This window comes from Gordonia sp. NPDC003376 (assembly GCF_053589235.1).
Genome location: NZ_JBSFRM010000003.1, coordinates 1 through 24,899, shown reverse-complemented (window position 1 = coordinate 24,899; position 24,899 = coordinate 1). Strand labels below are relative to the sequence as shown.

The 24,899-nt window shown below is 68.5% G+C and carries 21 protein-coding genes; 19 read left to right on the top strand and 2 right to left on the bottom strand.

The genetic code is table 11. The annotated features are described in order from the left end of the window. Positions 1-148: 148 nt before the first annotated feature. Positions 149-3,007 carry an excinuclease ABC subunit UvrA gene (uvrA, locus tag ACWDUA_RS04150; protein ID WP_449749743.1) on the top strand — a complete coding sequence of 953 codons (2,859 nt, stop codon included), beginning with the start codon at positions 149-151 and terminating at the stop codon, positions 3,005-3,007. A 97-nt stretch (positions 3,008-3,104) separates the two neighbouring features. On the opposite strand, the gene ACWDUA_RS04145 is transcribed toward uvrA, so the two are convergent. Both ACWDUA_RS04145 and ACWDUA_RS04140 read right to left on the bottom strand, forming a co-directional pair. Beyond that, entirely contained in the window at positions 3,105-3,416 is a 312-nt protein-coding gene (locus tag ACWDUA_RS04145) for a PspA domain-containing protein (protein ID WP_449749742.1), read from the bottom strand. A gap of 151 nt (positions 3,417-3,567) precedes the next feature. Continuing rightward, the gene (locus ACWDUA_RS04140) at positions 3,568-4,005 is read right to left on the bottom strand and encodes a DUF1844 domain-containing protein (RefSeq protein ID WP_449749741.1); all 438 of its coding nucleotides are present in this window, start codon (positions 4,003-4,005) and stop codon (positions 3,568-3,570) included. Positions 4,006-4,298: 293 nt separating this feature from the next. Here ACWDUA_RS04140 and infC point away from each other — a divergent pair, with 293 nt between their 5' ends. From infC to tyrS, 18 genes are all read left to right on the top strand, one after another. Continuing rightward, positions 4,299-4,886, top strand: a complete 588-nt coding sequence (gene infC, locus ACWDUA_RS04135) for a translation initiation factor IF-3 (RefSeq protein ID WP_449750030.1) — start codon at positions 4,299-4,301, stop codon at positions 4,884-4,886. A gap of 114 nt (positions 4,887-5,000) precedes the next feature. Continuing rightward, positions 5,001-5,195, top strand: a complete 195-nt coding sequence (rpmI, locus tag ACWDUA_RS04130) for a 50S ribosomal protein L35 (RefSeq protein WP_020791720.1) — start codon at positions 5,001-5,003, stop codon at positions 5,193-5,195. Positions 5,196-5,245: 50 nt separating this feature from the next. Beyond that, on the top strand, positions 5,246-5,626 hold the full coding sequence (gene rplT, locus ACWDUA_RS04125; RefSeq protein WP_449749740.1) for a 50S ribosomal protein L20: 381 nt from the start codon (positions 5,246-5,248) through the stop codon (positions 5,624-5,626). 49 nt (positions 5,627-5,675) lie between these two features. Beyond that, a complete protein-coding gene (locus tag ACWDUA_RS04120; protein WP_449749739.1) occupies positions 5,676-6,476 on the top strand; it encodes a TrmH family RNA methyltransferase in 801 nt (266 codons plus the stop codon). Continuing rightward, the gene (locus ACWDUA_RS04115) at positions 6,473-7,093 is read left to right on the top strand and encodes a class I SAM-dependent methyltransferase (RefSeq protein ID WP_449749738.1); all 621 of its coding nucleotides are present in this window, start codon (positions 6,473-6,475) and stop codon (positions 7,091-7,093) included. The genes ACWDUA_RS04120 and ACWDUA_RS04115 overlap by 4 nt, the downstream gene beginning before the upstream one ends. A 196-nt stretch (positions 7,094-7,289) precedes the next feature. After that, entirely contained in the window at positions 7,290-8,357 is a 1,068-nt protein-coding gene (gene pheS, locus ACWDUA_RS04110) for a phenylalanine--tRNA ligase subunit alpha (RefSeq protein ID WP_449749737.1), read from the top strand. 45 nt (positions 8,358-8,402) lie between these two features. Continuing rightward, positions 8,403-10,877 carry a phenylalanine--tRNA ligase subunit beta gene (gene pheT, locus ACWDUA_RS04105; RefSeq protein ID WP_449749736.1) on the top strand — a complete coding sequence of 825 codons (2,475 nt, stop codon included), beginning with the start codon at positions 8,403-8,405 and terminating at the stop codon, positions 10,875-10,877. Positions 10,878-10,982: 105 nt separating this feature from the next. Further along, on the top strand, positions 10,983-12,020 hold the full coding sequence (argC, locus tag ACWDUA_RS04100; protein WP_449749735.1) for an N-acetyl-gamma-glutamyl-phosphate reductase: 1,038 nt from the start codon (positions 10,983-10,985) through the stop codon (positions 12,018-12,020). A 17-nt stretch (positions 12,021-12,037) separates the two neighbouring features. Then, positions 12,038-13,297, top strand: coding sequence for a bifunctional glutamate N-acetyltransferase/amino-acid acetyltransferase ArgJ (gene argJ / locus ACWDUA_RS04095; RefSeq protein WP_449750029.1), 1,260 nt, complete (start codon positions 12,038-12,040; stop codon positions 13,295-13,297). Beyond that, a complete protein-coding gene (gene argB, locus ACWDUA_RS04090; protein ID WP_449749734.1) occupies positions 13,294-14,238 on the top strand; it encodes an acetylglutamate kinase in 945 nt (314 codons plus the stop codon). Before argJ ends, argB begins: the two co-directional genes overlap by 4 nt. Further along, positions 14,235-15,437, top strand: coding sequence for an acetylornithine transaminase (locus tag ACWDUA_RS04085; RefSeq protein ID WP_449749733.1), 1,203 nt, complete (start codon positions 14,235-14,237; stop codon positions 15,435-15,437). The genes argB and ACWDUA_RS04085 overlap by 4 nt, the downstream gene beginning before the upstream one ends. After that, complete coding sequence (argF, locus tag ACWDUA_RS04080; RefSeq protein ID WP_449749732.1) at positions 15,434-16,357, top strand: ornithine carbamoyltransferase; 924 nt, start codon at positions 15,434-15,436, stop codon at positions 16,355-16,357. The genes ACWDUA_RS04085 and argF overlap by 4 nt, the downstream gene beginning before the upstream one ends. Next, complete coding sequence (locus ACWDUA_RS04075; protein WP_449749731.1) at positions 16,354-16,884, top strand: arginine repressor; 531 nt, start codon at positions 16,354-16,356, stop codon at positions 16,882-16,884. The genes argF and ACWDUA_RS04075 overlap by 4 nt, the downstream gene beginning before the upstream one ends. Before the next feature lie 177 nt (positions 16,885-17,061). Next, positions 17,062-18,264, top strand: coding sequence for an argininosuccinate synthase (locus ACWDUA_RS04070; RefSeq protein ID WP_449749730.1), 1,203 nt, complete (start codon positions 17,062-17,064; stop codon positions 18,262-18,264). Next, on the top strand, positions 18,257-19,705 hold the full coding sequence (gene argH / locus ACWDUA_RS04065) for an argininosuccinate lyase (protein ID WP_449749729.1): 1,449 nt from the start codon (positions 18,257-18,259) through the stop codon (positions 19,703-19,705). Before ACWDUA_RS04070 ends, argH begins: the two co-directional genes overlap by 8 nt. 74 nt (positions 19,706-19,779) lie before the next feature. Further along, complete coding sequence (locus tag ACWDUA_RS04060; RefSeq protein WP_449749728.1) at positions 19,780-22,779, top strand: AMP-binding protein; 3,000 nt, start codon at positions 19,780-19,782, stop codon at positions 22,777-22,779. A 79-nt stretch (positions 22,780-22,858) separates the two neighbouring features. Beyond that, the gene (locus ACWDUA_RS04055) at positions 22,859-23,071 is read left to right on the top strand and encodes a Trm112 family protein (RefSeq protein WP_449749727.1); all 213 of its coding nucleotides are present in this window, start codon (positions 22,859-22,861) and stop codon (positions 23,069-23,071) included. A 55-nt stretch (positions 23,072-23,126) separates the two neighbouring features. Continuing rightward, positions 23,127-24,419 carry a tyrosine--tRNA ligase gene (tyrS, locus tag ACWDUA_RS04050; RefSeq protein ID WP_449749726.1) on the top strand — a complete coding sequence of 431 codons (1,293 nt, stop codon included), beginning with the start codon at positions 23,127-23,129 and terminating at the stop codon, positions 24,417-24,419. Positions 24,420-24,899 lie beyond the last annotated feature (480 nt).

Sequence of the window (24,899 nt, the reverse complement as noted above, 5' to 3'; positions counted from 1 at the left end):
TATCGTGGACGCGTGATGCGGCGGCCTGGGTCCGTCGTACGAGCATGCTCGCCACCGTTGTGTCGGTGGCCGTCGTTACGGTCGACGTGCGGGACGTCCGTGCCCCGGCACACGTCTCGCCCGAGACCAAGTCGTAGATAGGAAAGCAGTGGTTGATCGCCTGATCGTCCGCGGAGCCCGTGAGCACAACCTGCGGGGCGTCGACGTGGACCTCCCACGCGACAGTCTGATCGTCTTCACCGGTCTGTCCGGGTCGGGCAAGTCGTCGTTGGCCTTCGACACGATCTTCGCCGAGGGCCAGCGGCGCTACGTCGAATCGCTGTCGGCGTACGCCCGGCAGTTCCTCGGCCAGATGGACAAGCCCGACGTCGACTTCATCGAGGGGCTGTCCCCGGCCGTGTCGATCGACCAGAAGTCCACCAACCGCAATCCGCGATCGACGGTCGGCACCATCACCGAGGTCTACGACTACCTCCGCCTGCTCTACGCCCGTGCGGGCAAACCACACTGCCCCACCTGCGGCGCCGCGATCGCCAAGCAGACCCCTCAGCAGATCGTCGACCAGGTCCTCGAGATGGAGGCGGGCACCCGATTCCAGGTGCTCGCCCCGGTGGTCCGTACCCGCAAGGGCGAGTTCGTCGATCTGTTCGCCGAACTGCAGACCCAGGGTTTCTCGCGTGCCCGGATCGACGGTGTGGTGCACCAGCTGAGTGATCCGCCGAAGCTCAAGAAGCAGGAGAAGCACGACATCGAGGTGGTCGTCGACCGCCTCGCCGTGAAGTCGAGTGCCAAGCAGCGACTCACCGACTCGGTGGAGACCGCCCTGCGCCTGGCCGACGGAATCATCGTGCTCGACTTCGTCGACCTCGAGGAGAACGACCCCAAACGGGAGCGCCGCTTCTCGGAGCGGATGGCCTGCCCCAACGGTCACCCGATCGCCATCGACGAGCTCGAGCCGCGCTCGTTCTCGTTCAACTCGCCCTACGGTGCCTGCCCCGAATGCGATGGTCTCGGCGTCCGCAAGGAGATCGACGAGGACCTCGTCGTCCCGGACCCGGACCTGTCCCTGACCGAGGGTGCCATCGCACCGTGGTCGAGCGGACACAACGCCGACTACTTCCTGCGCCTGGTGTCGGGTCTGGCCGACCAGATGGACTTCGACGTCGACACCCCGTGGAAGAAGCTGCCCGCCAAGGCCCGCAATGCCTTGCTCAACGGCAGCGACCACCAGGTCCACGTGAAGTTCCGCAACCGCTACGGCCGCACCCGCTCGTACTACACCGAGTTCGAGGGTGTGATGGCGTTCCTCAACCGGCGGATGGACCAGACCGAGTCCGAGCAGATGAAGGAACGCTACGAGGGCTACATGCGGGATGTGCCGTGCCCGGCGTGCAACGGCGCCCGGCTCCGCCCGGAGATCCTGTCGGTCACCCTGGACCACCCGACGCACGGGGACATGTCGATCGCCCAGGTCTGTGCGCTGTCGATCGCCGAGTGCTCGGAATACCTCGACGGACTGAGCCTCGACGCCCGTCAGGCCGCGATCGCCGGTCGGGTCCTCAAGGAGGTCCAGGCCCGCATCCGGTTCCTGCTCGACGTCGGACTCGAATATCTGTCACTTGAACGGGCGGCCGGATCGCTGTCGGGCGGTGAGGCCCAGCGCATCCGCTTGGCCACCCAGATCGGTTCGGGACTGGCCGGCGTGCTGTACGTGCTCGACGAGCCGTCGATCGGCCTCCACCAGCGCGACAACCGTCGCCTGATCGACACCCTCACCCGGCTCCGCGACCTCGGCAACACCCTGATCGTCGTCGAGCACGACGAGGACACCATCAAGTCGGCCGACTGGATCGTCGACATCGGCCCCCGGGCCGGTGAGCACGGTGGTGAGGTGGTGCACAGCGGCAGTTACAAGGACTTGCTGAAGAACCGCAAGTCGCTGACCGGCGCCTACCTGTCCGGCCGTGACACCTTGCCGGTGCCGGAGATCCGCCGGCCGATCACCAAGAACCGGCAACTGACCGTGGTCGGTGCCCGTGAACACAACCTGAAGGGCATCGACGTCGCATTCCCGCTCGGGGTCCTCACCGCGGTCACCGGGGTGTCGGGGTCCGGCAAGTCCACCCTGGTCAACGACATTCTCGCGACGGTCCTGGCGAACAAGCTCAACGGCGCACGGCAGGTACCGGGCAGGCACACCCGCGTGAACGGTCTGGGCAACCTCGACAAGCTCGTGCAGGTCGACCAGTCACCGATCGGCCGCACCCCGCGATCCAACCCGGCCACCTACACGGGTGTCTTCGACAAGATCCGGACACTGTTCGCCGCCACCACCGAGGCCAAGGTCCGCGGCTATCAGCCGGGCCGGTTCTCGTTCAACGTGAAGGGCGGCCGGTGCGAGGCGTGCACCGGTGAGGGCACCATCAAGATCGAGATGAACTTCCTGCCGGACGTGTACGTCCCGTGCGAGGTGTGCCACGGGGCGCGGTACAACCGCGAGACACTCGAGGTGCACTACAAGGGCAAGACCATCTCCGAGGTCCTCGACATGCCGATCGACGAGGCCGCCGAGTTCTTCGAGCCGGTCACGTCGATCCATCGCTACCTCAAGACGCTGGTCGACGTCGGCCTCGGCTATGTGCGGCTCGGGCAGCCCGCGCCGACCCTGTCCGGTGGTGAGGCGCAGCGCGTCAAGCTCGCTGCCGAACTGCAGAAACGGTCGGCCGGGCGGACGGTGTACATCCTCGACGAGCCGACCACCGGCCTGCACTTCGAGGACATCAAGAAGCTCCTCGTGGTGATCAACGGGCTGGTCGACAAGGGCAACACCGTGATCGTGATCGAGCACAATCTCGACGTGATCAAGACCGCCGACTGGGTCGTCGACATGGGTCCCGAAGGTGGCGTCGGTGGGGGCACTGTTGTCGGTGAGGGAACCCCGGAGGAGATCGCCGACACCCCGGCCAGCCACACCGGCAAGTTCCTCGCCGAGATCCTCAACGGATAGGCGCCCCGACAGCGGACGCCGACCCCCCGGAGATGGGACGATCCGCAGGTCCAGGTCCAGGTCCAGGTCCAGGTCCAGGTCCAGGTCCAGGACCCGGTTACCGGCCCATGGACTTGCGGATCTCTGCGAGCCGCTTCTTGGCGGCCTCGTCGCGTGAGCGCATCATCTCGTCCACCGACTGTCCCTCCGGGGTGGACTCGGCGAGTTCCTGGGAGCCGATCGCGGTGGCGATCCGGCTCTCGATCTTGTCGCGGACGAAGTCGAACGTCGGGACCCCGCGCTCGGAGTAATCGGGATCGGGGACCGGCGGGATCACCGGTTCGACCGACACGACCTCGCCGTCGATGATCTGACCCGTGGACGCACGCGGATCGTAGGGCGTCGGATCGGGAGCATCGGGGGTCGTCATGACCCCATGCTAGGCCGCATCAGAGCCGACCGAGGCCGCGTGCACGTGTTGCGTGAGGTGTTCGCGCGCCTGGCCGACCGGATGCCACGCGCCCACCGGCGACCGTGGTGTTGTCCGGTGACCCGCTCCTCGGTCGCGCCGGGTCGGCCGCTCACGGCCTACGGTCGCGCACCGGGCCGGTGTACTTCTCGCCCGGACCCTCGCCGGGCGCATCCGGGTAGGCGCTGGCGTCGCGGAAGGCCAGCTGCAGCGCCTTGAGTCCGTCGGTCAAGGGCTTACGGTGCAGACCGAGGTCGCCCTCGGACGCCTTGACCAGGCCGGCGAGCGCGTTGATCAGGGCACGCGCCTCCGGCATGTCCTGGTACTGCGCGTCGCCGCCGGCCTCGGGCCCGACCTTCTCCGCGGCGGCGCTCATCAGCATCAACGCGGCACGGGTGATGACCTCGATGGCGGGAATGGTCGCGAGCTCGCGGACGTTGTCATCGGCGGCTTCGGAAGTAGTCGAATCGGCTGCACCGGCACCCGTTCTGTCGTCGACAGCTCCGCTACCAGCGGCGTCGTCGGAGGGCGAATAGGCATTTCCGGTCATGGCTGTTAGACTTCCATAGCACGACCGCCCCGGTTACCGCCGGGGTAGCAAGTGGAGTTCCGCTCCCACCGTCACGACGCGTCTCGAACGCAGTTGGACGGTCCCGGTCCGTTCGACCCGCTGTCGACCGCTGTGCGCGGTCCCGGGTCGAGGCGATGGTGACATCGTCAGGATCGGTCGGTGACGGAGCCCTGCGATTCTCATCGCGGGGCTCTTTTGCTGGGCCCGGATATCCGCCTGCACCCGACTCTCATCGCGGCGGCCGACCTGTTCGGAATTATCAAGGAGGCCCCATCAGCACTGAGACCCGCATCAACGAGCGCATCCGCGTCCCCGAGGTCCGACTCGTCGGACCCAACTCGGAGCAGGTGGGCATCGTGCGTGTTGAAGATGCGCTGCGCTTGGCATACGAGGCCGATCTGGACCTGGTCGAGGTTGCGCCGGACGCCCGTCCGCCGGTGTGCAAGATCATGGATTACGGCAAGTTCAAGTACGAAGCCGCCCAGAAGCAGCGTGAAGCGCGTCGCAATCAGCAGATGACCGTCATCAAGGAGCAGAAGCTCCGCCCGAAGATCGACGACCACGATTACGAGACCAAGAAGGGTCACGTCATCCGGTTCTTGAAGGACGGGTCCAAGGTGAAGGTCACCATCATGTTCCGCGGACGTGAGCAGTCTCGACCCGAACTGGGCTTCCGGCTCCTGCAGCGACTCGGCAACGACGTCGCCGAGTTCGGTTTCATCGAGACCTCCGCCAAGCAGGACGGACGGAACATGACGATGGTCCTGGCCCCGCACAAGGGTGCGAAGACCCGCCAGAAGGCGCAGGAGCAGTCGCAGAGCCCGGCCACCAAGCCGGCGCAGGGCGACGCCCAGGGCTAGTCACCACGGGGTCGTCGTCGATCGGGGGATCGTCGCGACACCACAGAGCACTGCGGACGAACCGCGCCCGTCACCCGCGGGCGTGGCTCTCGTTCGCTCGAATGAAGGAAGAACATGCCGAAGAGCAAGACCCACAAGGGCACCGCGAAGCGCTTCAAGGTGACCGGTAGCGGCAAGATCGTGCGCCAGAAGGCCAACCGTCGCCACCTGCTGGAGCACAAGTCGTCCCGCCGGACCCGTCGTCTCGACGGCACCGCCGTCGTCAGCGAGAACGACGCACCGCGCATCAAGCGCCTGCTGAACCGCTGACCCGGTCCGGTTTTCTCGAGCATCACCTGTACTGAAAGAGGATTTGACACATGGCACGCGTGAAAAGGGCGGTCAACGCCCAGAAGAAGCGTCGGACGACCCTCGAGGCGTCGAAGGGCTACCGCGGTCAGCGGTCGCGCCTGTACCGCAAGGCCAAGGAGCAGCAGCTCCACTCGATGACCTACGCCTACCGGGACCGTCGCGCCCGCAAGGGCGAGTTCCGCAAGCTGTGGATCGCGCGTATCAACGCCGCGGCCCGCGCCAACGACATCACCTACAACCGCTTCATCCAGGGCCTGAAGGCCGCCGGCCTCGAGGTGGACCGCAAGGTGCTCGCCGACATCGCCGTGACCGACCCGGAGGCCTTCACCGGTCTGGTCGAGGTCGCCCGCAAGGCGCTGCCCGCCGATGTGAATGCGCCGGCCGCCTGAGCGCTCATCGAGCACACCACGACCCGCGAGTGATCGACGGAACGATCTGATGGAGATCCTGTCCGAACGATCCTCGCGGGTCGTGTCGTTGGCGAAGCTTCACCGCGCGGCCGTCCGCCGTGCCGAGGGACGCTTCCTGGTCGAGGGCGCGAACTCGGTGACCGCCGCGCTGGACACCGGCCGCGCCGAGGCCGTGCTGGTGCGCGAGGACGAGACCGACCGGCACACCGAGATCCTGGCGTCTGCCGCGTCCGCCGGAATCCCGGTGTCCGGGTTGTCGGCGCGGGCCACCGAGAAGTTGTCGGAGGCCACCACCGCACCGGGAGTCTTCGCGGTCTGCCGGCTCCTCGACGCCGACCTGGCGTCGGTGCTCGCCGAGGATCCACGCCTGCTCGCGGTGGCCGTCGAACCGCGTGAACCCGGCAACGCCGGAACCCTGATCCGCACCGCCGACGCGATGGGTGCCGATGCCGTGCTGCTCCTCGGTGACGCCGTCGACCCGCACAACGGAAAGTGTGTGCGGGCCAGTGCCGGCAGCGTGTTCCACCTGCCGATCGTCCGGTACCGCGACGTCGACATCGCATTGACCCTGTTGCAGGACAACGGGATCGTCGTCCTCGCGACCGCCGCCGACGGTGAACTCGATCTGGATCACGCCGACGACGTGCTCGCCCGGCCCACCGCCTGGCTGTTCGGCAACGAGGCGCACGGGTTGCCGACGGCGATCACCGCGATCGCCGACCACCGCGTGTCCATCCCGATCCGGGGCCGTGCCGAGAGCCTGAATCTGGCTGCGGCGGCGTCGATCTGCCTGTATGAAAGCGCACGCGTCCACGCCCAGATCCGATGAGCCGGCCCGGGTACGACGCGCTCGCCGACCTGTACGTGCAGACCTTCGAGTCGCCGTACCCGACGCCCGCGGACCGCAGGATCATCGAGGGATTCGCCGATCTCGTCGTCGAGAGCGGGATCGCGGGCACGGTGGTCGACGTCGGGTGCGGACCCGGTCAGGTCACCGCCCACCTCGTGGCGTCGGGGCTCGAGGCGGTCGGCATCGACCCCAGCGCCGAGATGCTCGGGCATGCTCGCCGGCTGCACCCGCACGTCCGCTACCTCGCCGACGACGCCCGTCTGCGCGCCGAGGAGCTGTGCGAGATCCCGGTCGCCGCGATCCTGGCCCGTTACAGCCTGATCCACGTATCGCCGTCCGACATCCCCGCGATCCTCGCCGGCTGGGCCGCGCGTATGCCGTCCGGGGCGATGATCTGTATCGCCGGGCAGGCGAGCGACGTCGTCGGCGAGGTGGTGGAGTTCGACCATCGGGTCGCGCGCGCCTGGCGATGGCATCCGGACGCCGTGTCCGAGGCGCTGCGCCGCGCCGGATTCGACGAGCACTCACGGATGGTCATCCGTCCCGACGCCCATCGCCGCTTTCCCGAGGCGACCCTGATCGCCCGGCGGCGCTGAACACACGGCGGCCCCGGACACGTGGCGCCGGCGAAATACGGGATGACACCCGCACTCGCCTCCCTGCAGGTCAACGCGTTCACGGCGTCGACTACCCTCGAATGGGTCGATCGTCCTTCGGATCGGTACTCCGTGCCGCTCATCCATGGCCTTCGACGATCCGCATCAGACACGCGATAAGAGGAGTTCGCCGACCGTGGCCCCTTCCGCCGACGACCGGGGATCGCAGGATCTCCGGTTCCCCGAACCACAGGAACTCGACGCCGCAGCACAGGCCGCGGTGGAGGCCTTCGAGTCGGCGGGTGACCTCGACGCGCTGGCCGCGGTGAAGACCGAGCACCTCGGCGACCGTTCGCCGATCGCCCTGGCGCGTCGCGCGCTCGGCGCCCTGCCCAAGGATCAGCGGTCCGCGGCCGGAAAGCTCGTCAACGAGGTCCGTGGCCGGGTGTCCGCGGCGCTCGCCGCCCGCACCGAGGTGCTCGAGGCGCAGCGTGACGCCGCGGTGCTCGTCGCCGAATCGGTGGACGTCACCCTCCCGTCGCGCCGCCGCCCGGCCGGTGCCCGCCATCCGATCACCGTGATCGCCGAGCAGGTCGCCGACGTCTTCGTCGGGATGGGCTGGGAGATCGCGGAGGGGCCCGAGGTGGAGACCGAGCACCACAACTTCGATGCGCTCAACTTCCTGCCCGATCACCCCGCCCGCTCGATGCAGGACACCTTCTACATCGCCCCCGAGGGGTCGCGGCAGGTGCTGCGGACGCACACCTCGCCGGTCCAGGTGCGCTCGATGCTCACGCGCGACGTCCCGATCTATGTGGCCTGCCCCGGCCGGACCTTCCGCACCGACGAGCTCGACGCCACCCACACCCCGGTCTTCCATCAGATCGAGGGCCTCGCCGTCGACAAGGGTCTGACCCTGGCCAACCTGCGCGGCACGCTCGAGACCTTCGCCCGTGCACTGTTCGGGCCGGAGACCACGACCCGCATGCGGGCGAGCTACTTCCCGTTCACCGAGCCGTCGGCCGAGGTCGACGTGTGGTTCCCGGCCAAGAAGGGCGGCCCCGGCTGGGTGGAGTGGGGTGGCTGCGGAATGGTCAATCCGAATGTGTTGCGTGCCAGCGGAATCGACCCCGACGTCTACTCCGGGTTCGCGTTCGGTATGGGTCTGGAGCGCACCCTGCAGTTCCGCAACGACATCACCGACATGCGCGACATGGTCGAGGGCGACGTCCGTTTCTCCCTGCCGTTCGGACCCGCGGTCTGACCCGCCCGGATACCGTCAGACGATCGACGAAAGTAGCTGATTGACGTGCGTGCCCCACAGTCCTGGTACACCGAGGTGCTCCGAGCGGGAGATCCGACCTGGTCGGCATCGGTCGAGGAGGTCGACGCCGGCTTCGTCCGCGTGGGCTTCGAGATCGAGGACGTCGACCCCTTCCCGGAGATCACCGGTCCGCTGGTGGTCGGTCGGGTGGAGACCATCACCGAACTCACCGAGTTCAAGAAGCCCATCCGTTACTGCATGGTGGACGTGGGAGCCGGTGAGCCGACGGGAATCGTCTGCGGCGCAAGTAATTTCGCCGAGGGGGACCTGATCGTCGCATCCCTGCCCGGAACCGTGCTGCCCGGCGGCTTCGAGATCGCCGCCCGCAAGACCTACGGTCAGATCTCCAACGGCATGATCTGCTCGGTGTCGGAACTGGGTGTCGGCACCGACCACAGCGGAATCCTGGTGCTGGCCCCCGGCACCGCCGAGCCCGGCGCCGATGCACGTGAGGTCCTCGGTCTCGACGACGTCGCGATCGACGTGAACGTGACCCCCGACCGCGGCTACGCCTTCTCGGTGCGCGGTCTCGGCCGCGAACTCGCGGGCAGCTTCTCGGTGCCCTTTGTCGATCCCGGCCAGACGGTCAAGGAGATCACCGTCGACGGTGGCGAGGCCTGGCCGGTCGCGATCGACCCGACCTCGGCCGCCACGCGGTACACCGCCCGCATCATCGAGGGGGTCGACGCCTCGGCGGTCTCACCGTGGTGGATGCAGAAGCGTCTGCTGGTGGCCGGCATCCGGCCCATCTCGGCGATCGTCGACGTCACCAATTACGTGATGATCGAACTCGGTCAGCCGCTGCACGCCTTCGACGCCGACAAGATCACCGGCACCGTGACCGTGCGCAACGCGGCGCCGGGGGAGAAGCTGACCACGCTCGACGACGTCGTCCGCGAACTCGATCCCGAGGATGTCGTGATCGCCGACGACAGCGGCCCCATCGCGCTGGCCGGCGTCATGGGCGGCGGCGCCACCGAGGTCGGCGCCGGGACCACCCGCGTGCTGCTCGAGTCGGCCACCTTCGACCCGGTGCGCGTCTTCCGTACCGGCAAGCGCCACAAGCTGACCTCTGAGGCGAGCAAGCGGTTCGAGCGCATCGTCGACCCCGAGATCACCGTCGCCGCATCCGACCGTGCGGCCGGCCTGATCGTCGAGATCGCCGGTGGCACGGTCACCTCCCCGTTGTCGGAGGCGCGGATCGAGCTGCCGTCGATCGGGTCCATCACGATCGCCGCCGACGAGCCCGATCGCACTGCAGGTGTCACCTATCCGGCGGGGACCACCGCGGTACGGCTGGTCGAGGTCGGGTGCACCGTCACCGGGACGGATCCGCTCGAGGTCACCCCGCCGTCGTGGCGTCCGGACCTGCGCCAGCGCGCCGACCTGGTCGAGGAGGTGCTGCGCCTGGAGGGTCTCGAGGACATCCCGGCCGTACTCCCCACCGCGCCCGGCGGCACCGGTCTGACCGCTCAGCAGCGTCGACGCCGCAGCATCGGTCGGACCCTGGCGCTCGGCGGATATGTCGAAGTACTGCCGTACCCGTTCATGCCCGCCGGGGTCTTCGACCAGTGGGACCTGGCCGCCGACGACGAACGCCGCAAGACCGTCAGGGTGCTCAACCCTCTCGAGTCCGACCGTCCCGAGCTCAACACGACCCTGTTGCCCGGACTGCTGGAGATGGCCGCCCGCAACATCGCCCGCGGTCAGCGGGACCTGTCGCTGTACACCATCGGCCAGGTGGTGATCGCCGGCGAGAACGTCACCCCGGTGGGTGCCCTCGACGTCACCCGCCGACCCGCCGACGAGGAGATCGCCGCCCTCGACGCCTCCCTGCCCGACCAGCCGCTGCATGTCGCCGTGGTGCTGACCGGCCTGCACGATCCGGCCGGCCCGTGGGGTCCGGGCCGGGTGGCCGACCACCTCGACGCCTTCGAGGCCGCACGCAGCATCGGCCGGGCCTCCGGGGTCACCGTCGAGTTGTCGGCGGCCCAGGAGAAGCCCTGGCATCCGGGCCGCTGCGCGCGGATCAGCGTCGACGGCACCACCGTCGGATACGCCGGTGAGCTGCACCCGGCGGTCCTCGAGAAGGCGGGGCTGCCCAAGCGGCTGTGTGCGGTCGAGGTCGACATCGATGCCCTGCCGCTCACCACGGTGCTGCCCGCCCCCGACGTCAGCGTCTTCCCGGCGGTGCTGCAGGACGTCGCGGTGGTCGTCGCCGAGGACGTGCCCGCCGCCGACGTCGAGCACGCGTTGCGCGACGGTGCCGGCGAACTACTCGAGGCGATCGAGCTGTTCGACGTGTTCACCGGCAGCCAGGTCGGCGCCGGGCACAAGTCGCTGACCTTCGCGTTGCGGTTCCGTGCCGACGATCGCACCCTCACCGAGGACGAGGCCAACGCGGCAAAGCTCGCGGCGGTCGAGGTCGCGAGCGGACGGGTGGGCGCGCGCCTGCGCTGATCCGGACGGCTCGTCCACCCCGATCGACCTCCGCCGATCGGGGTGGACATCCATCCGGTCGACCCGGTGTGTGAATGTATTTGCATAGGAGTGCATAATGTTCCTATGACGATCAAGGTTGCAGTCGCCGGCGCCAGTGGCTACGCGGGTGGAGAGATCCTGCGTCTGTTGTGCGGACATCCACGACTGCGATCGGGGGAACTGGAGATCGGGGCCCTGACCGCCGGCGGAAACGCCGGCAGCACCCTCGGGTCGCTGCATCCGCATCTGCTGCCGCTCGCCGGTCGGGTCCTCGACGAGACCACCCCGGAGATCCTGGCGGGACATGACGTGGTGTTCCTGGGTCTGCCGCACGGCACCTCCGCGGTGATCGCGGACGCCCTCCCGCCCACGACACTGATCATCGACTGCGGCGCCGACTTCCGACTCCAGGACCCGGCCGACTGGACCGCCTACTACGGTGGCGCCCACGCCGGGACCTGGCCCTACGGGCTGCCGGAACTCCCGGGCAACCGGGAGGTCCTCAAGGACGCCGGCCGGATCGCGGTGCCGGGTTGCTATCCGACGATCTCGATCCTGTCGCTGCTCCCGGCGGTCGCCGCGGGCCTGGTGGAGCCGTCGGTGACCGTGGTGGCGGTCAGCGGCACCTCCGGAGCCGGCCGGGCGCCCAAGGTCGATCTGCTGGCCTCCGAGGTGATCGGATCGGCCCGTGCATACGGCGTCGGCGGCGTGCACCGGCACACCCCCGAGATCGCGCAGGCGCTGTCGGCGGCGGCGGATCTGCCGGTGTCGGTGTCGTTCACCCCGGTCCTGGTCCCGATGTCACGCGGCATCCTCGCCACCTGTACCGCCCGCACCTCCGCCTCGGCCGACGAGATGCATGCGGTCTATGAAAGGGCTTATGCCGACGAGCAATTCGTCCACCTGCTGCCGGCCGGCTCGCTGCCGGCGACCGGCTCGGTGATCGGCTCCAATGCGGTCCAGGTCGCGGTGACCGTCGACGAGCGGGCCGGGACGATGGTGGCCGTCGGTGCGATCGACAACCTCACCAAGGGCACCGGTGGGGCGGCAGTGCAATCGATGAACCTGGCGTTGGGCTGGGATGAGGCAGAAGGACTGAGTACCGTGGGAGTGGCTCCGTGACCGCACAGGACGGACAGATGACCGGCAATCAGATCACCGATTCAGGGGACGACCGCATCGTCGGCGGCGCCCCGCTGGATGCGCCGCGACTGGTGCGCAACCAGGGTGTCACCGGTCCCCTCGGTTTCCGTGGCGCAGGCATCACCGCCGGGATCAAGGCGTCCGGCAAGCCCGACCTCGCGCTCGTCTTCAACGAGGGACCCGACTACGGCGCCGCGGGTGTGTTCACCCGCAACCAGGTCAAGGCCGCTCCGGTGCTGTGGTCGCAGCAGGTGCTCACCACCGGACGGCTGCGTGCGGTGATCCTGAACTCGGGCGGTGCCAACGCGTGTACCGGGCCGGGCGGGTTCCAGGACGCCCATGCCACCGCCGAGGCCGTCGCCCAGGCGCTGAGCAACTGGGGCACCGAGACCGGCGCCGTCGAGGTCGCCGTGTGCTCGACCGGGCTGATCGGTGACCGGCTGCCGATGGACAAGGTGCTGGCCGGCGTGACCGAGATCGTCCACGAGATGGGCGGTGGGCTGTCCGGTGGACTCGACGCGGCGCACGCCATCATGACCACCGACACCGTGCCGAAACAGGCTGCGCTGCATCATCCGCAGGGCTGGAATGTCGGCGGTATGGGCAAGGGTGCCGGGATGATGGCGCCGTCGCTGGCCACCATGCTGGTGGTGCTCACCACCGACGCGCGCGCCACCACCGAGCAACTCGACACCGCATTGCGGCGTGCGACGGTCAAGACCTTCGACCGGCTCGACATCGACGGCTCGACCTCCACCAATGACACCGTCCTGCTGATGAGTTCGGGCGCGAGCCAGATCCCGGTGGAGCAGGCCGACCTCGACGCCGCGGTGCTCGCGGTGTGCGACGACCTCGCCGCCCAGATGATGGCCGACGCCGAGGGCGTCACCAAGCGCGTCACCATCACCGTCAACGGTGCACACACCGAGGACGACGCGATCGCGGTGGCCCGCACCGTCGCCCGCGACTCGCTCGTCAAGACCGCGCTGTTCGGTTCCGACCCCAACTGGGGTCGCGTGCTGGCCGCGGTCGGGATCGCCCCGGTGACCATCGAGGCCGACCGGATCGCGGTGTCGTTCAACGGAAGTGCGGTGTGCGTCGACGGAACGGGTGTATCCGGGGCACGCGACGTGGACCTGTCCGGCACCGACATCGCGGTCGCCATCGACCTCGGCCTCGGTGACGCGTCCGGCATGGTCCGCACCACCGACCTCTCGCACGCCTACGTCGAAGAGAACTCGGCGTATTCGTCATGAGTGAGGCTTTCGGCGCCACCGCCCCCGACGCGACCGCTGCGGCGGTGCTCGCATCGACCCTGCCCGCGCTGCAGGCCCTGCACGGCGCGACGGTGGTGGTCAAATACGGCGGCAACGCGATGGTCGACGACGATCTCAAGCGGGCCTTCGCCGCCGACATCGTCTACCTGCGTGCCTGCGGCATGCACCCGGTGGTGGTCCACGGCGGTGGGCCGCAGATCTCGGCGATGCTCACCCGCCTCGGTCTGTCCGGCGAGTTCCGCGGCGGCTTCCGGGTGACCACCCCCGAGGTCATGGACGTGGCCCGGATGGTGCTGTTCGGTCAGGTCGGTCGCGAGCTGGTCGGGTTGATCAACGCCTACGGCCCATACGCCGTGGGGCTCACCGGCGAGGACGCCCACCTGTTCACCGCCACCCGGCGCACCGTGCTGGTCGACGGGGTGGCCACCGACATCGGGCTGGTCGGCGACATCACCTCGGTGAACACCACCGTCGTCGCCGATCTGCTCGCCGCAGGCCGGATTCCGGTGATCTCCACGATCGCCCCCGACCGCGACGGTGTGGTCCACAACATCAACGCCGACACCGCGGCCGGTGCCCTCGCCGAGGCGCTCGGCGCGTCACGCCTGGTGATGCTGACCGACGTCGAGGGGCTCTACACCGACTGGCCCGACCGCTCCTCGTTGGCCTCGCAGATCGGCACCGACGATCTGGAGGCGCTGCTGCCGAAGCTGGACTCGGGCATGGTCCCGAAGATGGAGGCGTGCCTGCGTGCGGTCACCGGGGGAGTGTCGCGAGCCCACGTCATCGACGGGCGCGTCCCGCATGCGGTGCTCGGCCAACTGCTCACCTCCTCGCGCGTCGGCACCACCGTCGTCAGCCCCGAGAACATCACGTCCACAACCGATTCCACGGAATCAGATCCGAAGGCAACCTCATGACCGCACCCTGGCAGCAGCGGTGGTCGTCCGCGCTGATGAACAACTACGGCACCCCGGCCGTCGCCCTGGAGAAGGGCGAGGGCGCCTACGTGTGGGACGCCGAGGGCAACCGCTATCTCGACCTGCTCGGCGGGATCGCGGTGAATGCACTCGGCCACGCCCACCCGGCGATCATCGAGGCCGTCACCGCGCAGTTGCAGACCCTGGGCCACGTCTCGAACCTCTATATCAGCCCGCCCGTCGTCGAACTGGCCGAGCGGCTGCTCGACAAGTTCGGGCACCCCGGCCGGGCGTTCTTCTGCAACTCCGGCACCGAGGCCAACGAGGCCGCGTTCAAGCTCGCGCGGCGCACCGGCCGACCCCAGATCATCGCCGCGGAGAAGGCCTTCCACGGCCGGACCATGGGTGCGCTGGCCATGACCGGCCAGCCCGCCAAGCGGGCGCCGTTCGAACCGATGCCCGCAGGCGTCGACTTCGTGCCCTACGGCGACGTCGAGGCCCTCGACGCCGCCGTCGGCGAGCAGACCGCAGCGGTGATCCTCGAACCGATCCTGGGTGAGGCCGGCGTGGTCGTGCCGCCCGCCGACTACCTGGCGCACGCCCGGCGGATCACCGCCGAGCGTGGTGCCCTGCTGATCCTGGACGAGGTGCAGACCGGGATCGGCCGGACCGGGTCGTTCTTCGCCCACCAGGCGGCCGGCGTGGTGCCCGACGTGATGACCCTGGCCAAGGGACTCGGCGGCGGGCTGCCCATCGGTGCATGTCTGGCCACCGGCCCGGCCGCCGACCTGTTCACCCCCGGACAGCACGGGACCACCTTCGGCGGCAACCCGGTCAGCGCGGCCGCGGCGCTCGCCGTGCTCGCCGAGATCGACGAGCACAACCTCGTCGAACACGTTGCGGCAGTGGGCAAGTCGCTCGCCGCGGGGGTTGAGGACCTCGGCCATCCGCTGGTCTCCACCGTGCGGGGCTCGGGTCTGCTGCTCGGCATCGTGCTCACCGCACCGCGCTCGGCCGCGGTCGAGAGTGCCGCGCGCGCCGGCGGCTTCCTGGTCAACGCTCCGGCCCCCGACGTGATCAGGCTCGCGCCGCCGCTGATCCTGACCGAGCAACAGGCCGGCGACTTCGTCGCGGCACTCCCCGGATTCCTCGACGCGGCCGCAGCAGAGTCCGCAACGGAGACCGAGGTGAAGGCATGACCCGGCACTTCCTGCGCGACGACGACCTCACCCCGGCCGAGCAGGCGGAGGTACTCGCCCTCGCCGCCGAGGTCAAGCGCAACCCGTTCGCGCATCGTCCGCTCGAGGGCCCGCGCGGGGTGGGCGTGATCTTCGACAAGAACTCCACCCGCACCCGGTTCTCGTTCGAGATGGGCATCTCCCAGCTCGGGGGGCACGCTGTGGTCGTCGACGGTCGCAGCACCCAGCTCGGCCGGGAAGAGACCCTCGAGGACACCGGGCGTGTGCTGTCCCGGTTCGTCGACGCCCTGGTGTGGCGCACCTTCGGCCAGGACCGGCTCGAGACGATCGCCTCCACTGCGAGCATCCCGGTGGTCAACGCGCTCTCGGACACCTTTCACCCGTGCCAGGTGCTCGCCGACCTGCAGACGATCATCGAGCGGAAGGGGGCGACCGCCGGGTTGCGGATGACCTACCTCGGTGATGGCGCCAACAACATGGCCCACTCCCTGGCGCTCGGCGGCGTGACCGCCGGGATGCACGTGACGATCAGTGCACCCGAGGGCTTCCAGCCGGACCCGCACGTCATCGCCGACGTCGAGGCCCGGGCCGCGCTGACCGGTGGTTCGGTGGCCGTGGTCGGCGATCCGGTCGCGGCGTCGACCGGCGCCGACGTCCTGGTGACCGACACCTGGGTGTCGATGGGGCAGGAGGACGACGGCAAGGACCGCAAGGCGCCGTTCCGGCCATATCAGATCAATGCCGAGCTGTGCGCGCTGGCCGCCGCCGACGCCCTCGTGCTGCACTGTCTGCCCGCTCACCGCGGGGACGAGATCACCGACGAGGTGATCGACGGCCCGGCCAGTGCGGTGTTCGACGAGGCGGAGAACCGTCTGCACGCGCAGAAGGCGTTGCTGATCTGGTTGCTGGAGCACCAGTGAGCCTCCCGGACAAGCAGATCGCCCCGGGCCCGGCCGGGCACCCGGTGTCCCGGCTGGCGACCACCCGCGCCGGACGGCACGCGTTGATCATCGACATCCTGGCCAATCATCAGGTGCGCAGTCAGTCCGAGCTCCAGGACCTCCTCGCCTCACACGGGGTGGACGCCACCCAGGCGACCATCTCGCGTGATCTCGACGAACTCGGCGCGGTCAAGCTGCGGGCCGCCGACGGCGGGGCCGGTGTCTACGTCGTGCCCGAGGACGGATCACCGGTCCGCGGTGTGTCCGGTGGCACCGATCGCCTGTCCCGGCTGCTCGGCGAGCTGCTGGTATCGACCGATGCCAGTGGGAACCTCGCCGTGCTGCGCACCCCGCCGGGGGCCGCGCACTATCTGGCCAGCGCGATCGACCGCGCCAGCCTGCCGGATGTGGTGGGCACGATCGCCGGCGACGACACGATCTTCGTGTGCGCCCGCGAACCCGTCGACGGCGCGGAGCTGGCCCGACGAATCGAGGGTCTCGTGTGACGACGCCGACACCGAGACCCGACGCGCCCCCCGGTGGCGAGCGCATCCGCCCTCGCGACCGATAATCAACACCCGACGAAGAACATCACCAGCCCACCGCCCGTGCACCCGGGCGCGACGTCCACCACCCGGACGTCACCACCGAACTCACCGAAGAGAAACAAGGAGATCAACACCATGGCCGAGCGCGTCGTACTCGCATACTCCGGCGGACTGGACACCTCGGTCGCCATCAGCTGGATCGGCAAGGAGACCGGCAAGGAGGTCGTCGCCGTGGCCCTCGACCTGGGTCAGGGCGGCGAGGACATGGAGGTCGTGCGTCAGCGTGCCCTCGACTGCGGTGCGGTCGAGGCCGTGCTGGTGGATGCCCGCGATGAGTTCGCCGACGATTACTGTCTGCCCGCCATCACCGCCAACGCCCTCTACATGGACCGTTACCCGCTGGTGTCGGCGCTGTCGCGACCGCTGATCGCCAAGCACTTGGTCACCGCGGCACGCGACCACGGTGGCACCGTCGTGGCCCACGGCTGCACCGGCAAGGGCAACGACCAGGTCCGCTTCGAAGTCGGCTTCGCTTCCCTCGCACCCGATCTCGAGGTCATCGCACCGGTTCGTGACTACGCCTGGACCCGGGAGAAGGCCATCTCCTTCGCCGAGCAGAACGACATCCCGATCAACGTCACCAAGAAGTCGCCGTTCTCGATCGACCAGAACGTGTGGGGCCGCGCGGTGGAGACCGGCTTCCTCGAGGACCTGTGGAACGCCCCCACCAAGGACGTCTACTCCTACACCGAGGATCCGACGGTCAACTGGCAGGCACCCGACGAGGTGATCATCTCCTTCGACAAGGGACGTCCGGTGGCGATCGACGGCCGTCCGGTCAGCATGCTGCAGGCAATCGAGGAGCTCAACCGTCGTGCCGGTGCGCAGGGCGTCGGCCGGCTCGACGTGGTCGAGGACCGTCTGGTGGGCATCAAGAGCCGCGAGGTCTACGAGGCCCCGGGCGCGATGGTGCTGATCACGGCCCACTCCGAGCTCGAGCACGTCACCCTCGAGCGTGAGCTCGGGCGCTACAAGCGCCACACCGACCAGAAGTGGGCCGAGCTGATCTACGACGGTCTCTGGTTCTCACCGCTGAAGCGTTCGCTGGACGCCTTCGTCGATTCCACCCAGGAGCACGTCTCCGGCGACATCCGCCTGGTGCTGCACGGTGGTCACATCACGGTCAACGGTCGCCGCAGCTCGGAGTCGCTGTACGACTTCAATCTGGCCACCTACGACGAGGGCGACAGCTTCGACCAGTCCGCCGCCCGCGGTTTCGTCGAGCTGCACGGCCTGTCGTCGAAGATCGCCGCCCGTCGGGATCTGTTCGGTGAGTGACGATCCGCACGGCGGCGGTACCACCAACGAGGGTTCGCTGTGGGGTGGCCGGTTCGCCGACGGACCGGCCGCGGCCATGGCCGCCCTGAGCAAGTCCACCCATTTCGACTGGGCCCTGGCTCCGTTCGACATCCGCGCATCCAAGGCGCATGCGCGGGTGTTGAACTCGGCCGGGCTGCTCGCCGACGACGACCTGGCGGGGATGCTGGCCGGGCTCGATCGGCTCGCGACCGACGTCGCCGACGGCACCTTCACCCCGGCCGAGTCGGACGAGGACGTGCACGGTGCGCTCGAGCGGGGACTGATCGAGCGGGTCGGTGCCGAGCTCGGTGGGCGGCTGCGGGCCGGCCGGTCGCGGAACGACCAGGTGGCCACGCTTTTCCGGATGTGGGTGCGTGCGGCCCTGGGCCGTATCGCGCTGCGGTTGCTCGACGTGGTCGAGGCGCTCACCGCGCAGGCCGCGGCCCACCCCGATGCGGTGATGCCGGGAAAGACACACCTGCAGGCCGCGCAGCCGGTGCTGCTGGCGCATCACCTGCTCGCCCACGCGCAGCCGCTGATCCGTGACATCGACCGGCTCGGCGATGCCGATCGCCGGACCGCGGTGTCGCCGTACGGTTCCGGGGCGCTCGCCGGCTCGTCGCTGGGTCTCGATCCGGCGGCGATCGCTGCCGAGCTCGGCTTCGACGGACCCGCCGAGAACTCGATCGATGCGACGTCCGCACGCGACTTCGCCGCCGAGGCGGCATTCGTCTTCGCGATGATCGCCGTCGACCTCTCGCGCCTGTCCGAAGAGGTGATCCTCTGGAGCACACCGGAATTCGGCTATGTCACCCTGGCCGACGCATGGTCGACCGGGAGCTCGATCATGCCGCAGAAGAAGAACCCGGACGTCGCCGAGCTCACCCGCGGCAAGGCGGGCAGGCTGATCGGTGACCTCACCGGCCTGCTCGCCACGCTCAAGGCGCAGCCCCTGGCCTACAACCGTGATCTCCAGGAGGACAAGGAGCCGGTCTTCGACGCGGTCGCACAGCTCGAGCTGCTGTTGCCGGCGATCACCGGGCTCGTGGCCACCCTGGAGTTCCACGAGGACCGGATGGCCGAACTCGCGCCTGCCGGCTTCACGCTCGCCACCGACATCGCCGAATGGCTGGTGCGCCAGGGCGTGCCGTTCCGGGTGGCCCATGAGGTCGCCGGGGCGTGCGTGCGGGAGGCGGAGGGCCGCGGCGTCGGACTCGACGAGCTCGACGACGAAACGTTCGCCTCCATCGATCCGGCCCTGACCCCGCAGGTTCGTGAGGTGCTCACCGTGCGCGGCTCGATCGAATCGCGAAATGCCCACGGCGGCACCGCCCCTGAACAGGTGCAGCGCCAGTTGTCGGTCCTCGCCGACGAGGTCGCCCGCCTCCGTGCCCGATGGGGTGGTCGCGACACCGCCTGAGGTTGTGCATCCGGTGTGGTCCGGGTGGGTAGAGTGAACCGGGCCACAGTGTTCGACGACGGGGAGGCGCATCGATGGTGGGATTCGGCGGCGTTCCGGACATCGGCGGGGTGGTCGAACGAGTTCTCGCCACCGCACAGAACGGACTCGAGGTCCTTCGCCTCGGCGGACTGGAGACCGGTACCGAACCGGCTCCGTTCGTCGTGGTCGAGACCGAGAAGATGTTCAAGCTGCGGCGGTACTTCCCGGACTCGCCGTCGACCGGCCCCAACGTGGTGCTCATCCCGCCGATGATGGTGTCGGCGAACGTCTATGACGTCACCGAACACAACGGTGCGGTGTCGATCCTGGACCGCGACGGGATCACGCCCTGGGTGATCGACTTCGGTTCACCCGACACCGAGGAGGGCGGGCTGGAACGTGACCTCGCCGATCATGTCGTCGCCATCAGTCGCGCCATCGACCTGATCGTCGAGGCCACCGGCAAGGACGTCCACCTCGGCGGGTATTCGCAGGGCGGGATGTTCGCCTACCAGGCCGCCGCGTACCGCCGGTCGAGGAACATCGCCAGCCTGATCACGTTCGGCAGTCCCGTCGACGTTCTCGCGGCGTTGCCCCTGGGGCTGCCGGCCGGACTGGTGGTCCCGGGTGCGGAGATCCTCGCCGACCGCGTCGTCGGCCACCTGTGGGTTCCCGGATGGCTGGCGCGGTTGGGCTTCCAGATGCTCGACCCGGTCAAGACCGCCCGCAGCCGACTCGACTTCCTCCGTCAGCTGCACGATCGGGACGCGCTGCTGCCGCGCGAGGATCAGCGGCGTTTCCTGGAATCCGACGGGTGGGTCGCATGGTCGGGCCCGGCGATCGCCGAACTCCTCCGACAGTTCGTCGTGCACAACCGCATGGTCGGCGGTGGCTTCGTGATCAACGGTGAGGTGGTCACGCTCGCCGAGATCACCTGCCCGGTCCTGGCGTTCGTGGGTGAGGCCGACGACATCGGTCAGCCGGCCGCGGTCCGCGGGATCGTACGGGCCGCGCCCGATGCCGAAGTCTACGAATCCCGGCTTCCCGTCGGTCATTTCGGCCTCGTCGTGGGCAGCGCGTCCGGTGCGCACACCTGGCCGGTGACCGCCGAATGGATCGCGTGGCAGTCCGGGATGGGCGAGCGCCCCGAACTGATCGAGCCCATGGAAGTGCCGGAACCGGGCCACGGCAGCGGCGTCAGTCTGACCTCCCGCATCACCTATGGGCTGGGTTCGGTCGCCGACGCCGGTGCCGGCGTGACCCGGGAACTGCTGAGCATGGCGTCCAACGCGCGTCGCGCCTCACGGGCGGTAGCCCAGGAGTCGGTGCGTACCGTGCCCCGACTGTTCCGGCTCGGACAGATCCAGGCAGGCACCCAGATCTCACTCGGCAAACTGATGGCCGAGAACACCAGACGTGGTGGTGACAAGGAACTGTTCCTGTTCGAGAGCCGGGTACTGACACACGCACAGGTCAACGTCCGGATCGACAACGTCGTGGCCGGTCTCGTCGAATGCGGGATCCGACCGGGTCAGCACGTGGGAGTGCTGATGGACACGCGACCGAGCGCGCTGGTTGTGGTCGCCGCGCTGTCCCGGCTCGGTGCGGTCGCGGCGTTGCCGGCAGCCGACGCCGACCTCGGCGAGATGCTGCGCCTCGCGGCGTGCTCGGTGGTGATCGCCGACCCCAAGAACGTCGACACCGCGGCCGCACACTGCGATCGGGTCCTGATCCTCGGCGGTGGCAGCGGTGATTCGCGTGAGATCGACCGGGCCGACGGGCATCGGATCGTCGACATGGAACAGATCGATCCGAGCACCGTCGAGATCCCGCGCTGGTATCGCCCGGATCCGGGGCTGGCCGCCGACCTCGCGTTCATCCTGTTCACCCGGACCCAGGGCAAACTCGAGACCTGGCCGGTGACCAACCACCGCTTCGCGATGTCGGCATTCGGTGCGGCGTCGGCAGCGGGCCTCACCGACCGTGACACCGTCTACTGCCTGCCGCCGATGCACCACGCGTCGGGACTGCTGACCACACTCGGCGCCACCGTCGTCGGCCGATCCCGGATCGCCCTGTCGAACGGCGTCGACATCGACACCTTCGCCACCGAGGTCCAGCGATACGGCGTCACGGTGGTCTCCTACACCTGGACGATGATGCGCGAGGTCGTGCGGGCCGAGGGCTTCCGGATCAACCAGCACAACCAGGTTCGGCTGTTCATGGGATCGGGGATGCCGGCCGGCCTCTGGGACGAGGTGGTCGGCAGCTTTCCGCGTGCCCGTGTGCTCGAGTTCTTCGCCACCGCCGACGGATCGGCGATCCTGGCCAACATCACCGGCGACAAGGTCGGCGCCATGGGCCGCGCACTGCCGGAGACCAACGCGGTGGAGATCGCCGCATTCGACCTCGTGAACCTGCAGCTGATCGACGGCGAGGGCGGCTTCGTCCGGCGCACCGAGCCCGGCGAGGTCGGATTGCTGCTGTCGCGCACGAAGTATCGGTTCGACGCGTCGTCGACGGTGTTGCGGGACGTCTTCACCGCCCATGACCGCTGGGAGGTGTCGGGGCATCTGTTCTATCGAGACGCCGACGACGACCTGTGGTTCATGGGATCGGTCGATTCTGCGGTGAGGTCGGCAGCGGGGATCGTGTACCTGCCGCCGATCCAACGCGCGATGTCGCGGCTCGTACTGGTCGACCAGGTGGTCGCCTATGGCGTGACGGTACCCGGCGGACAGATCGCGATCGCCGCGATCACCGTGCGCACCGATGCCAGGCCGGAGGCGCTCACCGTCACCCAGCTGAGGGTCGCGCTCGGTGATCTGCCGGCCGAGCAGCGCCCGCACCTGATCTGCCTCGTCGACGAGATCCCGGTGTCGGGGTCCTATCGACCGGTCGCGGCCGGCCTGGTCGCCGACGGGGTTCCCCGGCCGGCCGCGGGCATGTGGTACCGCGACGAGGAGGGCCGTTATCGCCGGTACACGCGGGCGGCGATGACGCGCCTGGGGTGGACCACCACAGGAACCACCGCCCAGTCGTCGATACGGTGACAGGGGACCCACTGATGAGTGGATCCACACCGAGCGGAGGGGACGCGTCACGACGCGATCCCCGGGAGGAGTCAGCGAGATGTCTCGTGCAGAAGCGATCGACCCCATCGTCCGAGAGCGGTTGGTCTGCCCCCAGGATCGGGGGCCGCTGGTCGACGCAGGCGACGAGCTCTACAACCCGCGACTCCACGTCGCCTACCGGATCGACCCGGACGGTATCCCGGTGATGCTCGCCGACGAGGCGCGCGCCGTCGACGATGCCGAACACGCCCGGCTCACCGGCGGACAGTAGCCCCCGCAGCATCCCGGCACCGGTGCCTCGGTCGAGGGATGAGAAACTCGAACCCGTGAGTGGACAGACCCCGGAGACGACGATCGACATCATCGACGAACTGGAATGGCGCGGTCTGATCGCGCAGTCCACCGACCTCGACGAACTGCGCAAGGTCCTCGACGAGGGGTCGATCACCCTCTATGCCGGATTCGATCCGACCGCGGCCAGCCTGCATGCCGGTCATCTGGTGCCGCTGCTGACACTGCGCCGATTTCAGCTCGCCGGTCACCGCCCGCTGGTCCTCGCCGGTGGGGCCACCGGGCTGATCGGTGATCCCCGCGAGGTCGGCGAGCGCAGTATGAACCCGGCCGACACCGTTGCCGGCTGGGCCGATCGCATCGGCGGTCAACTCCGACGATTCGTGACCATCGACGACGCCGCCAACAGTGCGGTCCTGGTGAACAACCTGGACTGGACCGGGCAGATGAGCGTCGTGGACTTCCTTCGCGATCTCGGCAAGCACTTCTCGGTGAACGTGATGTTGGCCCGGGAGACGGTCAAGCGGCGGCTCGAGACCGATGGCATCAGCTACGCGGAGTTCAGCTACATCCTCCTACAGTCGAACGACTTCCTGCAGCTGCGACGCCGCTATGACTGCGTCCTGCAGATCGGCGGCTCGGATCAGTGGGGCAACATCATCGGCGGCGTCGACCTGTGCCGCCGGGTGGACGGGGAGAGCGTGCACGCGATGACCGTGCCGCTGGTGACCTCGTCGGACGGCAAGAAGTTCGGCAAGTCCACCGGTGGCGGAAGTCTCTGGCTCGACGCCGACCTGACCAGTCCGTACGCCTGGTACCAGTACTTCGTGAACACGGCCGACGCCGACGTCGTGCGCTACCTCAAGTGGTTCACCTTCCTCGGACGTGAGGAGATCGCCGAGCTCGAGCAGCTCACGACGGAGAAGCCGCATCTGCGGACCGCGCAGAAACGACTGGCTGCGGAGATGACAACGCTCATCCACGGGGCGGCCGCGACCGCCGGCGTCGAGCTGGCGAGTCAGGCCCTGTTCGGACGGGGAGAGTTGGACGGCCTGGACGAGGGGACTCTCGCAGCTGCGCTGGGGGAGACCCGGATCGCCGCGTACGCCGAGACGACCCCGACGATCGTCGAGCTCCTCGTCGACTCGGGTCTGTCGGAGAGCAACAAGGCAGCGCGGCGTGCGATCGGCGAAGGCGGTGCGTACGTGAACAACGTCAAGATCACCGATGCCGAATGGACCCCGGCCGATACCGACCTGCTCCACGGGCGATGGCTGGTGATCCGTCGAGGCAAGAAGTCCTTCGCCGGCGCCCGGTTCGACCGGTAGCGCCGCACCAACCGTCGATCCAGGCCGCTGACCAGGCAATTTGACGCCCCGTTCTTGTGTGTGTAACTTTCTTGTTGCACCGCAGAGAGCACGACCCCGGGGCCACACGGAATCGGGGTCAGCGAGGTGTCCGGACATGGTCCGGACGATGCGGGGCAGCTGGGTCTCACCGAGCGAGCAACTCCCGAGTTGCACACGCGGAGCGGGTCTAGTACGCTGGAGAAGTTGCCCGGGATCGGGTAGCGAAGCCAAAAAGACGAGTACAGCTCACTGGAGTTCGCCCCCTTGTGTGGGGTGGTGTTGGTGGGTGTGTGTTCTTTGAGAACTCGATAGTGTGTTGGTGGATTGTTTGATGCCATATTTTTGTGGTGTCAGGGAGTTCATTGTTTATGAAGTTTTTTGATGCCAGATTGTTTTGAGTATTATTTTTTGGTCAGGTTTTGCTTTCCTGGTTGAAGGATTGTGTTGAAACGCCGGCTT